Raw genomic sequence first — 14,332 nt, forward strand, 5'->3', positions numbered from 1 at the left:
TTAACATATAAGTGAAATGGGAATACAGAGGTTTAAAGAGCTAATAGAGTAGAAATTTCATTATTCGAACATAACAACTAATAAAAGAGGTGCCACTTTGAAAATATCGACGAAAGGCCGCTACGGCTTAACTATTATGATGGAACTTGCGGCTAAATTTGGTGAAGGCCCGACTTCGCTCAAAAGCATTGCTGAACGAAATCAGCTTTCCGAACACTATTTGGAGCAATTAGTAGCACCTCTGCGTAACGCAGGTCTAGTGAAGAGCATTCGGGGCGCATATGGCGGCTATGTTTTATCCAAAGATCCGGAAACGATCACATCAGGCGACATTATCCGTATTCTTGAGGGCCCGATATCTCCTGTTGACTTTACGGAAGAGGATGATCCTGCTAAACGTCAATTGTGGCTGCGAATCCGCGACAGCATCGCTGAAGTGCTTGATTCAACGACGCTCGCTGACCTCATCAACTTTGAGGATGAAGGCAAACCTGACAGCTACATGTTCTACATTTAAAGGAAGTTGACTTATGAAAACATACTACTTTGATCATGCTGCCACTACGCCTTTGCATCCTGACGTTGCGAAAGCGATGCTTGAGATTATGCAGGGGCCTGGCGGCAACTCGTCCAGCATGCACGCTTACGGAAGAGCTGCCAAGCAGCAGCTGAACCGTTCGCGCGATTCTATTTCTGCTGCCCTAGGCTGCAAGCCGGCAGAATTATTGTTTACTTCCGGCGGAACCGAAAGCGATAACGCGGCGTTGACCGGTGCGGCCAGAGCACAGCGCAAACGGGGTAAAACACATATCATCACATCAGCGGGCGAGCATCACGCCGTTCTACATACATGCGAATGGCTTGCCAAGGAAGAAGGATTCACCGTAACGGTGCTGCCGGTTGACAGCACCGGACGAACGTCGCCTGCGCTGGTTCAAGCTGCAATGACGCCGGAAACGGGACTCATTAGCATTATGCACGGAAATAACGAGGTTGGTACGCTGCAGCCTATCGAAGAAATTGGACAAATCGCTAAGGCGGGCGGCGCTATTTTTCATGTTGATGCCGTTCAATCCTTGGGCTGGACCCGATATCGGCTCAGTGAGCTGCCTGTTGATTTGATGAGCTTCTCCGCACATAAAATCAACGGCCCGCAAGGTGTTGGCGCGCTATACCTGGCTAACGGGACGCCGCTCGACGCGATTCAGCATGGCGGCTCTCAGGAGAGAAAGCGCCGTGCGGGAACGGAAAATATCGCCGGCATTGCCGGATTTGCGGCTGCTGTTGACATTTGTGTGAACGAGCTGGAAAATAAGCAACTTTTTATGGACAAGCTTCGTAAGAGATGGATAGAGCTGCTGCAAACGCATGTTGACGTGCCCATCGTTATAAATGGCAGCGAGCATCAATATTTGCCGCATATCGTAAATATCAGCTTTATCGGTGTTGATACGGAGACGATGCTGATGAACCTGGATATGGAAGGGATCGCGGCAGCAAGCGGCTCGGCCTGTACTTCCGGTGCGCTTGAGCGCTCGCATGTGTTGCGCGCTATGGATTTACCGCAGGAGCAAATTCAATCCGCTGTAAGATTTAGCTTCGGTTTGGGGAATACTTTGGAGGAATTAGAAGATGCCGCACAAAAAGTTGGAACAATCGTGAGGCGTATTCGTAATAACTACTAGGAGGCCTCTGCCTGAGCGTGATCAAACTTCAACAGCTTATTGGTCTTCCCGTTATCGTGATCCACTCCGGGAAGCTAGTCGGAACAGTCAAGGATGCTTGGTTCGATGAGCATTGGCTGCTTAAGGGCCTAATACTCGATTGTGCTAAGTGGTTTGCTTCATCTGTGAAAACAGTGGAGTGGTCTCACGTGTTATCCTGCGGCGAGGACACCGTTATTATAGAAAGCGAAGCTGTGATTGTTCGGATGAAATCGAAACTATTGCTGCGTTCTTTTTACACAGGATTAGTTAAAATAAAGGATTTGCCCGTCGTGACTGTCCAAGGTTTGCAGCTTGGCCGTATATCGGATGTTTATTTTTACCCAAAACAGGGTACACAAATAATAGGATACGAGCTTACGGACGGTTTTGTTTCGGATCTGATGGAAGGGCGCAAATGGCTGAAGGCGCCGAGTGATCCGGATAGTGTGTTACTCGGGGAAGACGCGATTATTGTTCCTGCTGTCAGTGAAGCGGAATTGGAGCCTGTCGCAGCTTCCAATTTCAAGGATAGGGAGAAATGAAAGATGATGAGATGTCCGAACTGTAATTCGAAAGATATCGGAAAGATCGGTTCACACCAGTTTTATTGCTGGGGCTGCTTCATTGAACTGACGGTTAACGGCGACAAAATGTCGGTTTACCAAGTGGAAGAGGATGGCACGCTTAGCTCACTCGACGACTTGTTCTTTGAAGAGGAAATACCGCAGATTCACGCCAACTAATGTGATTTGCAATAGAAACGAAAATCGAAAAACGGTCTTTGGCCGTTTTTTTTGTTGTTCGAGGATGAAATTCACCGCTTGTACATATACTGAACTAGTTCCGCTTATCCTATTTGAGGCTGGCCGGAATAAGAAAGTTCGGGGGTGAGGGCGGTGGAACGCTTTACCAAAAGCCGTCTGTTTGTTTGGCTGATTTATATGATATTAGGCTTGCTCGCCATTTATCTGATGCTGCTTATAAAACCTCTTATCGTTAACGTTTATGATTTTTTGAAATCCGTGCTTGCTCCCTTCATCATCGCGATGATAATATCCTATGTTCTGAACCCGATCGTTACGATGCTTCATGACCGGAAAGTGCCAAGGACGATCGCCGTCCTGCTTATTTATGCTGTGTTTTGCGCGGTCATTACGGTGCTGCTCGTTAATTTGATTCCGATGTTCATCAATCAGGTGCAGGAATTGAACCGTCATGCGCCGGAGCTGTCGATGCGCGCCCAAAATATCGTAACCGACATAAATAATACTTCGTTTTTGCCGGAGAGCATTCGCAACGGCGTGAATAAATCGTTGATGCATATGGAGAAGAAGCTTTCGGACAGCCTGTTTAATTTTGTGAATAATATCGGATCGATGGTGAATGTCCTATTTATCACATTCATTATTCCGTTTCTTGCTTTCTATATATTAAAAGATTTTGACGTATTTGAACGGACCGTTATTACGTACGTGCCCAAGACGCATCGTAAAAATACAGTCAGGCTGTTAAAGGATATTGATACGGCTCTCGGCAGCTATATTCGCGGTCAATTTTTGGTCTGCGTTATCGTGGGAGTGCTTGCGTATTTCGGTTACTTATTTATTGGAATGCCCTATGCCTTGCTGCTCGCGGGAATCGTTGCCATTACGAATGTTATTCCATACTTAGGGCCGTTTTTTGGGGCTGCTCCCGCGCTGCTGATGGCTTCAACCGTATCCATAAAAATGGTTATCCTAGTCGGCATCGTAAACGCTGTATGCCAAATACTTGAAGGAAACGTCGTTTCTCCACAGGTCGTAGGACGAACGCTTCATATGCATCCTTTGTCGATTATTTTTGCCCTGCTTGTCGGCGGCGAAATAGCGGGTATCGTCGGCATGATTTTAGCCGTTCCCATCTTTGCCGCCTGCAAGGTCATTATTCAGCATATGTTTGCTTATTACGTGCGGCGAAAGATTATTTGACAGGCGTAAGGGGTGTAGCTATAATTTTTAATTAATCAAGTGTTTATCATATTTGGATAAAACGTTGACGAAATGAAGTACGTCATAGCCCGTTAGCCAGAGAGAAAGCTTCTTCGCTATGGTTCCTTGTGGAGCTTTTGAGCGTTGGTTGAGAAAGCTTTTATAACGAAGAGTGGCCGAAAGCTCTTTTCGGAGTGTGAAAGAACTTCACCGGGTGGACCCGTTATCGTCCAATGAAGGCGATTGCGCATGCTGTGCAATAACCAGGGTGGTACCGCGAATTTATTCGTCCCTGTCTATGACAGGGGCGTTTTTGTGTTTTATCAATTAAAGGGGGCTTATATTAATGAAAGCTAGTGAAATTCGTGCAAAATGGCTTGCTTTTTTTGAAAGCAAAGGCCATAAAATTGAACCGAGCGCGTCCCTCGTACCGCATAACGATCCTTCCTTGCTATGGATCAATGCAGGCATGGCGCCATTGAAGGCTTATTTTGACGGCCGCGTTATTCCGGAGAACCCGCGTATTACGAACTCGCAAAAATGTATCCGTACGAATGATATTGAGAACGTCGGCAAGACCCGCCGTCACCATACGTTTTTTGAGATGCTGGGCAACTTCTCGATCGGCGATTATTTTAAAGAAGAAGCCATTACTTGGGCATGGGAGTTTCTAACCGAGCCGCAATGGATCGGCTTTGATCCGGATCGCTTGTCGGTAACGGTATATCCTGAGGATGAGGAAGCATTTACGTTCTGGAATACAAAAATCGGCATTCCTGCTGAGCGCATCTATAAGCTGGATGAGAACTTCTGGGATATCGGCGAGGGCCCGTGCGGACCTTGTACGGAAATTTTTTACGATCGCGGCGACAAGTACGGCGACCTGAATGATCCGGAATGCTGGCCTGGCGGAGAAAATGAGCGCTTCCTTGAAGTATGGAACGTCGTGTTCTCGCAATTCAACCATAATAAGGATGGCAGCTATACGCCGCTTCCAATCAAAAACATCGATACAGGCGCAGGACTCGAGCGTTTTGCTTCGATTTTGCAGGATGTGGATTCAAACTTCGATACGGATTTGTTCCGTCCGATTATAGATCGTACTTGCGAAATTGCTAAGGTCAGCTACAAAGCAAACGAAGAGCATGACATTGCGCTCAAAGTCATCGCCGACCATATCCGTACCGTTGCGTTCGCGGTTGGCGACGGCGTAATGCCGTCGAACGAAGGCCGCGGCTACATTATCCGCCGCTTGCTCCGCCGCGCAGTGCGCTATGGAAAGACAATCGGTATCGACCGTCCGTTCCTGCATGAGCTGACATCCGTCGTTGGCGAGGTAATGGGCGTTTATTACCCGGAGGTTGTAGAGAAGCGCGAGTTTATCGAGCGTGTTATCCGCACGGAGGAAGAACGCTTCCATGAGACGTTGTCGGACGGCCTAGCTATGCTGTCCGAACTGGTGGCTGCAGCAGCGAAAGCAGGCAACAAAGAAATTAACGGCGACGATGCATTCCGTTTATATGACACTTACGGCTTCCCGTTCGATTTGACAGAAGACTATGCTTCGGAGAACGGAATGACGGTTGACCGCGCAGGCTTTGACGCAGCTATGGAAGCACAGCGCGATCGTGCGCGCGCAGCACGCCAAGACACAGGAAGCATGAAGGTTCAAGGCGGTCCGCTTGGCGATTTTACGATTAAAAGCGAGTTTGTTGGCTATAATGAACTGGTAACTGAGTCTAAAATCATTGCAATCGTACACGACGATTTACTGGTTGATGCTGCAGCTGAAGGCAGCAAAGTAGTTGTTATTTTGGATCGCACGCCTTTCTACGCAGAAAGCGGCGGACAGATCGGCGACAAAGGAACGATTACGGGTAAGGGTTTTACCCTCCAGGTCAAAGATGTGACGAAGGCGCCTCACGGTCAAAGCGTTCATCATGCCGTAGTTACGGCAGGCACCGTGCGTACGGGCGAAGTTGCTGAGGCGGTTGTTACGAGAGCAGTACGCGATGATGTGATCAAGAACCACACGGCAACGCATTTGCTTCACAAAGCGCTTAAAGAGGTGCTTGGCGACCATGTCAATCAAGCGGGATCCCTCGTTGAGGCTGAGCGTCTGCGTTTCGACTTCTCGCATTTTGGCAGCATTACGGCTGAAGAGCTTGTTGCCATCGAGCGCCGTGTGAACGAGCAAATTTGGCTGGGTACGGCCGTATCGATCGATACGAAATCTTTGAATGAAGCGAAAGCGATGGGCGCTATGGCCTTGTTTGGCGAGAAGTATGGCGATGAGGTGCGCGTCGTACAGGTTGGCAGCTACAGCTTAGAGCTATGCGGAGGCTGTCACGTAAGCAATACTTCGCAAATCGGACTTTTCAAGCTGCTCAGCGAGAGCGGTATCGGCTCGGGCGTTCGGAGAATTGAAGCTGTTACAGGTAAGCATGCTTATAACTTCTTGGAAGGCCAGCTTGAGCTGCTTAAGCAATCGGCTTCCCTGCTGAAATCGAATACGAATGATGTGCCGAAACGAATTGAGGCCTTGTACGGCCAGATGAAGGAACTCTCGCGCGACAATGAGTCATTGCAAGCGAAGCTAAGCCGCATCGAAGCGGGCTCGCTCGAGCAAAACGCGAAAACAGTTGGCGGCATTACGGTGCTCTGCGCAAAAGTAAGCGCGCCTTCCATGGACGCGCTGCGGGGGATTGTCGATGAGCTGAAGCTGAAACTTGAGTCAAGTGTTATCGTGCTTGGAGCGATCGCTGATGACAAAGTTAACCTGGCCGCTGCGGTTTCGGCGGATCTTGTTAAAAAAGGCTTCCATGCAGGCAAAATCGTAAAAGAGGCTGCTGTTCACTGCGGCGGAAGCGGCGGCGGACGTCCGGATATGGCGCAAGCGGGCGGAAAAGATACATCAAAATTGGATGAAGCTTTGAAACTTGCGGAAGAACTAGTTCTTAATCAAACAAATGTGATATGATATAAATGTATATCTCATTGAAAAGTGGTTTGGAAAGCGAGGTGCTGGCGATGAGTTCCATGGACAAAACAATGAAGTTTAACGTGAAGGCGGAGGGGGTTGAATCTTCTCAGGACATTCTGCTATCCGTGCATGAAGCGCTGCTGGAGAAAGAATACAATCCGATTAACCAGATCGTTGGGTATTTGCTGTCCGGAGATCCCGCGTATATTCCGCGGCATAACAACGCCAGAAGTTTAATTCGCAAGAAAGAACGAGACGAATTAATTGAAGAGCTTGTCCGGTTTTATCTAAACCATAAGAAACAATAACAAAGCAGGCAGGAGCCGGACAAGACATGAGATTGATGGGATTGGATTACGGTGACCGCAATATTGGAGTTGCTGTCAGCGACGCCTTTCGTTGGACCGCACAAGGGACCGGAGTAGTTGAACGCAGACGCGACGGAAGCGAATTTGACCGCATAGCTGAGCTGGTAAAGGAGCATGAAGTTAGTGAAATCGTTGTCGGTCTGCCGAAAAATATGAACGGTACCATCGGTCCACGTGGGGAAATTTGCATGGAATTTGCAGAACAGATTAAGCAGAAACTAAACATACCTGTTCACCTTTGGGATGAAAGGCTGACTACGGTAGCTGCCGAACGGACGCTGATTGAAGCGGACGTCAGCCGGAAGAAGCGAAAGCTCGTAATAGACAAAATGGCGGCAACGCTTATTTTGCAAAATTATCTCGATTCTAAAGCGAAAAGGTGAGGGTAAACATGACAAAAGAAGACTTGGAATTCGAAGAGCCGGAAATTATTTATATTCCGGATGAAGAAGGCAACGAAGAGGAATTCGAAGTCATCATGAAGTTTGAAGTTGATGGTTCCGATCAGAAATATATGATGGTTGTTCCGCTAAATGGCGAAAATGACGAGGAAGATGAAGTTTATGCTTTCCGTTATGAAGAAGAAGAAGATGATCTGAAGCTGTACACGATTGAAGACGAAGAAGAATGGAACATGGTCGAGGAAACGTTCAATACTCTCCTTGGCGAGATGGAGGAAGAGAACTAATGTCTGGCACAGAGCATGAGGCGCCAAAGAAGCTCAATAGCTTAAGAAACGCATTCGGCAATGAAATTGAACTCGAAGCGGATGACGGCAGTGTAGAGGTATACGATATTATGGCTGAATTTCAGCTGGGAGATCGTATTTATGCAGCCTTACAATCTGACCCGATGCGCGGCGAGGAAGATGTCGAGCTATTCCGCGTGATCCAAGTTGATGGAGAACCGCAGCTGGAAAACATCGAGGACGATGAAGAGTGGGAAGCGGCGTCTGAAGCTTATGACGATTTGCTGTTCACATCCGACGAACGTCCGTAAGGTGCAGCAATTCTATAGGTATGGAACGAGAGAGCGGCTTATAACCGCTCTTTTGTTCCATGTTACGGGACATTCTCACCGGAGAATCTAACTTACCGTTCACCGTGAGAAATAAGCTGAGCCGCCAGAGCATGGTCTCAGCCGTTTTTGCCTGCGCAATTAGGCAGAGGGCAGCTCACAGAGAGTAAAGAGGGGGTCTAAGATTGGACAAGTCACCGCAGCAGCATGAGCATCGCGACCAGCTGTCATCATCCGGTCCGAAGCGAAGCCGCATAACACTATGGGTAATTTTAAGCTTGCTAGGCATTATGATCGTAGGTGCAGGAAGCATCGCATTCTACGTATGGAACAGCTTGCAGCCTACTGCTGCAGGAGATGTACAAAAGTTTGATATTCCTAAAGGAACTTCGGCGAATGAGGTTGCGGATTTACTTGAGCAGCAAGGGATAATCAAGAACTCGTTTATTTTTAAATATTATTTGAAGCTGAATGACCAAGGGGCCCGCTTTCAGGCGGGTGTATATGAGCTTAGCCCGGGAATGGACAATGATGCGATCATAGCAAAGCTGAACGCCGGCGATACGGTAGCAGCAGAAACGATTCGCTTCACGATACCTGAAGGCTTTACCGTACTGCAGATGGCTGACAAACTTGCGGCGGAGAAGCTGATCGATAAGAAAAAGTTTATTGGACTGGTTGCCTCGCAAAAAAAATGGGGCGACGCGGAGGCTGTTCGGACAATTCCAGACAACAAGAAGCTTCACCAGCGTCTTGAAGGATACCTCTTTCCCGAGACGTATGAAATGAAGAAGGGGAGCACGGAAGAGGACATTATTAAGCGGATGGTGTCGGAGCTAGACCGGAAGCTTGCCGATTTGCCAGAGGGCTGGATGGATGTGCTGGAAGAGAAAAAAATGACCTTCCACGACCTTCTGACCATCGCATCGCTCGTTGAACGGGAAGTCGTCGTCGACGAGGAAAGAGCGCTTGTAGCCGGCATTATTTATAACCGCCTTGAAGACGGCATGAAGCTCCAAATTGACGCGACGGTTCAATATTCGCTTGATAAGCCGAAGGAACGGTTGTATGAAAAGGATTTGCTTATAGACAGTCCTTATAACACTTATGAAGTGGAAGGCCTGCCGCCGGGACCAATTGCGAGCCCGAGCCTCGAATCGATTAAAGCGGCATTGTATCCGGAGAAAACGGAATATTTCTTTTACGTGACGAAAAAAGACGGTAGTCAGACCCATTTGTTCGCGAAAACCTATAAAGAGCATTTGAGAAACATTGAGAAGAGTAACCAGACGGCTGGGTAGTTCGCTGCGTAGTCAGTCAATCGGTTAACCCGAAGCTTTTGAGGAGGATTAAGGCATGGCGTACAAGCCGGAATTGTTAGCTACCGCCGCAACGTTAGAGGAGCTGGAGAGGCTCATTGCAGCAGGTGCGGATGCTTTTGTCATCGGCGAAGCGCGTTACGGTATGCGGTTAGCAGGAGAGTTCAATAAGGAAATGATCGCACAAGCGGTAAAGATAGCAAAGCCAAAGGGCGTCCGGATTTATGCGGCTCTTAACAACCTGATGGACAATGAAGCGGTAGATTCGTTAAATGATTACGTGCGTGCGCTTGCGGAAGCTGGCGTGGATGCATTTGTGTTTGGCGACCCTGCCGTTCTTATGGCTGCTAGAGCGCATGCTCCCGGGATGGCCTTGCATTGGAATGCGGAGATGACTTCAACCAACTATGTGACCGCTAACTATTGGGGGCGCAGAGGTGCTGCCAGATATGTGCTGGCGCGGGAGCTGAACATGGAGCAGGTGATCGAAACGACTTCAAACACAGAGCTCGTAGTTGAGGTTCAGGTGCATGGCATGACGAACATTTATCATTCCAAGCGTTCGCTTTTGGAAAGCTACTTGGAGCATCAAGCGGAGCCGGAGCGGCTGCCTCAGAAGGATAAGGACCGCGGTCTGTACGTGATGGAAGCGGAGCGGCAGGATGAGCGTTACCCGATCTTTGAAGATGCTAACGGGACTCATATTATGAGCTCGGACGACATCTGCATGGTCGAAAACCTTCATGAGCTGATGGAGGCTGAAGTAGGCAGCTTGAAGATTGAAGGAATTATGAAATCAATCGAATACAACGAAATCGTGGTACGCTCATACCGGCAGGCAATCGACGCGTATTTGGCAGATCCGGCTGGCTATACATTTCAAGAGGAATGGCTGGAAGCCATTAAACGGGTTCAGGATCCAAATCGCGAGCTAAGCTTCGGGTTCTTCTACAAGGAGCAAGTGTATTAATAAGGGAATGCTTACGAAGTGAGTTTTGCTTCGCAAAACTAAGTGAATGCTTACGAAGTGAGTTTTGCTTCGCAAAACTTTAAGGAGGTGCACGAAATGACCACAACAGAAAAAACGACTCCGCGTTATCAAGGAAAACGGAACCGGCTGGATAAGCCTGAGCTGCTCGCACCCGCAGGCAATCTGGAGAAGCTGAAATTTGCTGTTCATTACGGTGCCGACGCTGTTTATATCGGCGGACAGAAATACGGCTTGCGTTCCAATGCGGATAACTTCAGCTTCGAGGAGATGAAGGAAGGCGTAGAGTTTGCGAACCGCTACGGCGCTAAAGTATTTGTCGCAACGAATATTTATGCGCATAACGAGGATGTCGAAGGCCTTGAGGAATATTTGCGTGCTTTGGAAGAAGCAGGTATTTCTGCAATCATTGCGGCTGATCCGGCTATTATTGAAACGGCGCAGCGCGTGGCTCCGAAGCTTGAGGTTCATTTAAGCACGCAGCAATCGACCCTCAATTGGCAGGCTGTACAATTTTGGAAGGATGAAGGCTTGCCGCGCGTGGTGCTTGCACGCGAAACAAGCTTTAAGGATATCGCTGAAATTAAGAAGCATGTCGATATTGAGATCGAAGCCTTCATACATGGCGCAATGTGCTCATCGTTTTCCGGCAGATGCGTGCTCTCAAACCATTTTACGGACCGGGACTCCAACCGCGGCGGCTGCTGCCAGTCTTGCCGTTGGAAGTATGATCTGTTTGTTGATGAAATGCCTCTGTATCCCGAGTATGAAGATAAATTTACAATGGGTTCAAAGGATTTGTGCATGATCGAATACTTGCCCGAACTCATTGAGGTTGGCGTGGACAGCTTCAAGATCGAAGGCAGAATGAAGAGCATTCATTATGTGGCGACGGTCGTTAACGTGTACCGGCAAGCGATCGATGCTTATTTCGCGGATCCGGAGCATTTTGAGCTGAAGCAGCAATGGGTGGAAGAGATCAATAAGGCTGCTAACCGTCCGCTAAATACCGGATTTTTCCTAGATACACCGGGAGCAGAGGATCATATTTATGAGCCGGAGGATAAAGCGGCTCCTTATGACTTTGCCGGAGTCGTGCTTGCTTACGATGCGAAAACGGGATTTGCGACGGTGCAGCAGCGGAATCATTTTAAGCTGGGGCAAGAAATCGAATTTGTTGGCCCAGAGGGAACATTTTTCAAGCAGACGGTAACGGAAATTACCGATGCCGATGGCGAGGCGCTTGAAGCAGCGCGCCATCCGCTGCAGCATATCCGAATCCGTACGCTGAAGCCTGTTAAGCCCATGGATATGATGAGGAAGAAGATAGGAAAAAAGTAAAAAAAAGAAATAGCATGACTGGAGTCTTATTTTTTTTAAAAAATAAGGCTCTTTTTTTTTTGTATTTTATTATTATGATTTGACAAGGTTCTGTCGATATAAAATAATATAATGTAAATTTGCAAATACATATTCCGGCAAGATTCGCTAGCAACATTCGAACTATTTTTTGACTCACAATTTTGAAGGCGGTGTCTTTCCCAATGAAAAATCCAGAAGAACAAAAAGCGAAGAAGTCGAAGCAGAAAAAACACGAAGCTGAGCTAGGAGGCTCAAATGACGCGAAAGCCGGTGCAGCTGTGAAAGCGCAATCAGGAATGAAGGCTATTTCTCAGGCGGCGATGAAGGCGGCTTCAGCCTCAATGAAAGGAATGAAGCTGTCCAATCCGGTCAAATCGGTTGGCATGAAATTGTTTTTTATTATTTTTTGCAGCATTATTGCTTGCGTTTTGACAGTAGGTCTATTGGCATATGCAAAGACGAAGTCCATTGTAGAGAGCAAGGTTTCGGATGCCAGCTTTGAAACGATCAAGCAGGTTGCGAATAACCTGGACGTTATTTATAAGACGTATGAGGATCTGACTCTGCAAATATTAATCGATAAAGACTTTCATGAGCTTGTGCGTAAAATGCTGAGCAGCGGCGATGATTACGCTAAATTCGAAGCATCGCGTAATTTAAGCGACAAAATGCAAAATTATATTATGGGCAACAATACGATTGTCTCAATGATGCTCTTGCCGGTCAATCCGAAGCTGGAAGTTGTAACCTCCGGATCGGCAACAAGCAGCAGCGCAGAAAGACTTATGAAAACAGCCTGGTTCATGGAAACCGTTGAAAAAGCAGGGAAAACGAACTGGATTCCACCGCAGCCGGAAGGGTTGTCCAATCCAGGCAGCGTTCCTACGATAGGACTAAGCCGTCTTATTAAGGATACGATGTCCAGTGAACCATCCTATGTGCTGCTGTTGGAAGTGGAAGCAGACTCCATTGCGGAACGTTACCATGATGTCATCCTTGGCGAAGGCAGCCAGATTTCAATTGTGAACGCGAACGGTGATTACATAACGAATGCTGACCCGGGTATGACCGGCAAAGCGTCCGGCATCAGTCTTCCAAAAGAAGGGGACCAGTCGCTTGAGGGCTCCTTGAAAGTGAAAACGAATAACGGAGAATCCGTGCTTGCCGCTTATAAAACATTTGCAATGATGGACTGGAAGCTGATCGGAACAGTACCGGTAAAAGAGCTGGTTAAAGATGCCAAGGCGATTCAAAGCTTGACTTGGTTGACCGTTTTTGTTGCCGCACTAATTGCGGTTGCAATCGGAATTCTCGTTATTTTGACCATTGCGCAGCCGCTTGTGAAAATACGCAACTTGATGACTGAAGGCGCCAGCGGCAATTTAACTGTCCGATCCGTCATGAATAAGCGCCAGGATGAAATCGGCGAGCTGAGCGAAAGCTTTAACCTCATGATGACGCAAATTACGGCATTAGCTGTTCAGACGACAAGGTCTGCCGAGGAAGTGCTTATAACGGCAACCGAGCTAAGCGATGCATCAAGGAAAACGGCTATGTCCGCTAAGGAAATCGCCGTCGCGACAGAAGAGATCGCAGGCGGAGCAACGAGCCTGGCGGTTGAAGCTGAGAGAGGCACGGATTTGACCGGCAACATCGATGTTCAAATGAAAAAAGTAATCGATGCGAACGAGCAGATGGTGCACTCCGCTCAAGAGGTCGAGAAAGCCAGCCAGCAGGGAACGACCTATATGGGCGTGCTCATACAGAAGACCGGCATGACGGAAGAAATGACGCGCTCGATGGTTGAGAAGGTAGATGCGCTGAAGGAAAGCACGGGCTCCATCGTTAAAATTTTGGACGTGCTCAACAACTTAACGAAGCAGACGAATATTTTGTCATTGAACGCTGCTATTGAGGCAGCTCGCGCAGGTGCGGCGGGTAAAGGGTTCATGGTCGTGGCGGACGAAATCCGTAAGCTCGCGGATCAATCCCGTCAGTCTATCGATGTGGTTGGACAAATTACTGAGAAAATTAGAGGCGAGATTGACGAGACGGTGCATGTATTGTCGGACGCATACCCGTTGTTCCAAGAACAGATCGGTTCGGTAAAAGAAGCCAATCAAATTTTCTTAACGGTTTCCGGTCAAATGGGTCAGCTTGCGCAAAAGCTGGATCTCGTTACGGATTCCATCGGTCAGCTGGATGAGTCGCAGGCCGTTCTGGCGGATGCGATGACAAACGTAAGCGCGGTAGCAGAGGAGTCGTCCGCTACCTCCGAGGAAGTCGCATCGCTTAGCTCTGAGCAGCTTAGCATCAGCGACGGCATGGTTCGCCTTTCCGAGAAGCTGGACACGGTATCACGCGAACTGAAAAATTCGCTTTCGCGGTTTAAGATCGAATAGCAGCGGCAGCATAATGAAATAGCAATTATAAATTCATCAACATTTAGGAATTATTGGGGTTGTGGAAGAGCTGTTCAGGCATTTATTGCTGAAGGCTCTTTTTTTTGCGGAAATGATGGATGATGTTTGAAGGGAAGCGTGTGAAGGAAATAATAGGCCTATATGGATTGAAGCGCACAGACCATCAAGCTGCGACAAAAAAGGAGCACCGTCATCATGG

General features: G+C 48.0%; 14 protein-coding genes. All 14 read left to right on the forward strand.

Annotation, left to right across the window (positions count from 1 at the left end; genetic code table 11):
- The first annotated feature begins 97 nt into the window (after positions 1-97).
- The 14 genes from cymR (at position 98) to AC0YNZ_RS24395 (ending at position 14,112) form a co-directional block, all read left to right on the forward strand.
- The gene (cymR, locus tag AC0YNZ_RS24330) at positions 98-517 is read left to right on the forward strand and encodes a cysteine metabolism transcriptional regulator CymR (protein ID WP_110771559.1); all 420 of its coding nucleotides are present in this window, start codon (positions 98-100) and stop codon (positions 515-517) included.
- A 13-nt stretch (positions 518-530) separates the two neighbouring features.
- Entirely contained in the window at positions 531-1,685 is a 1,155-nt protein-coding gene (locus AC0YNZ_RS24335; RefSeq protein WP_475829078.1) for a cysteine desulfurase family protein, read from the forward strand.
- A 17-nt stretch (positions 1,686-1,702) separates the two neighbouring features.
- Positions 1,703-2,248 (forward strand): PRC-barrel domain-containing protein, encoded by a 546-nt coding sequence (locus tag AC0YNZ_RS24340; protein WP_475829079.1) that lies wholly within the window; start codon positions 1,703-1,705, stop codon positions 2,246-2,248.
- Between the two features lie 3 nt (positions 2,249-2,251).
- Positions 2,252-2,449 carry a hypothetical protein gene (locus AC0YNZ_RS24345; RefSeq protein ID WP_110771562.1) on the forward strand — a complete coding sequence of 66 codons (198 nt, stop codon included), beginning with the start codon at positions 2,252-2,254 and terminating at the stop codon, positions 2,447-2,449.
- 153 nt (positions 2,450-2,602) lie between these two features.
- A complete protein-coding gene (locus AC0YNZ_RS24350; protein WP_475829080.1) occupies positions 2,603-3,673 on the forward strand; it encodes an AI-2E family transporter in 1,071 nt (356 codons plus the stop codon).
- A gap of 346 nt (positions 3,674-4,019) precedes the next feature.
- On the forward strand, positions 4,020-6,653 hold the full coding sequence (alaS, locus tag AC0YNZ_RS24355; protein ID WP_475829081.1) for an alanine--tRNA ligase: 2,634 nt from the start codon (positions 4,020-4,022) through the stop codon (positions 6,651-6,653).
- Positions 6,654-6,703: 50 nt separating this feature from the next.
- On the forward strand, positions 6,704-6,964 hold the full coding sequence (locus AC0YNZ_RS24360; protein WP_054028150.1) for an IreB family regulatory phosphoprotein: 261 nt from the start codon (positions 6,704-6,706) through the stop codon (positions 6,962-6,964).
- 26 nt (positions 6,965-6,990) lie between these two features.
- Positions 6,991-7,407, forward strand: coding sequence for a Holliday junction resolvase RuvX (gene ruvX / locus AC0YNZ_RS24365; RefSeq protein ID WP_475829082.1), 417 nt, complete (start codon positions 6,991-6,993; stop codon positions 7,405-7,407).
- An 8-nt stretch (positions 7,408-7,415) separates the two neighbouring features.
- On the forward strand, positions 7,416-7,712 hold the full coding sequence (locus AC0YNZ_RS24370; protein WP_110771566.1) for a DUF1292 domain-containing protein: 297 nt from the start codon (positions 7,416-7,418) through the stop codon (positions 7,710-7,712).
- Positions 7,712-8,023 carry a DUF1292 domain-containing protein gene (locus AC0YNZ_RS24375; protein ID WP_475829083.1) on the forward strand — a complete coding sequence of 104 codons (312 nt, stop codon included), beginning with the start codon at positions 7,712-7,714 and terminating at the stop codon, positions 8,021-8,023. The genes AC0YNZ_RS24370 and AC0YNZ_RS24375 overlap by 1 nt, the downstream gene beginning before the upstream one ends.
- Before the next feature lie 203 nt (positions 8,024-8,226).
- Complete coding sequence (mltG, locus tag AC0YNZ_RS24380; RefSeq protein ID WP_475829084.1) at positions 8,227-9,342, forward strand: endolytic transglycosylase MltG; 1,116 nt, start codon at positions 8,227-8,229, stop codon at positions 9,340-9,342.
- 55 nt (positions 9,343-9,397) lie between these two features.
- The gene (locus AC0YNZ_RS24385; protein WP_475829085.1) at positions 9,398-10,330 is read left to right on the forward strand and encodes a peptidase U32 family protein; all 933 of its coding nucleotides are present in this window, start codon (positions 9,398-9,400) and stop codon (positions 10,328-10,330) included.
- A gap of 96 nt (positions 10,331-10,426) precedes the next feature.
- Entirely contained in the window at positions 10,427-11,689 is a 1,263-nt protein-coding gene (locus AC0YNZ_RS24390) for a peptidase U32 family protein (protein WP_475829086.1), read from the forward strand.
- Between the two features lie 203 nt (positions 11,690-11,892).
- A complete protein-coding gene (locus AC0YNZ_RS24395; RefSeq protein ID WP_475829087.1) occupies positions 11,893-14,112 on the forward strand; it encodes a methyl-accepting chemotaxis protein in 2,220 nt (739 codons plus the stop codon).
- The last annotated feature ends 220 nt before the right edge of the window (positions 14,113-14,332 follow it).

This window comes from Paenibacillus sp. J2L1-98 (genome assembly GCF_056269405.1).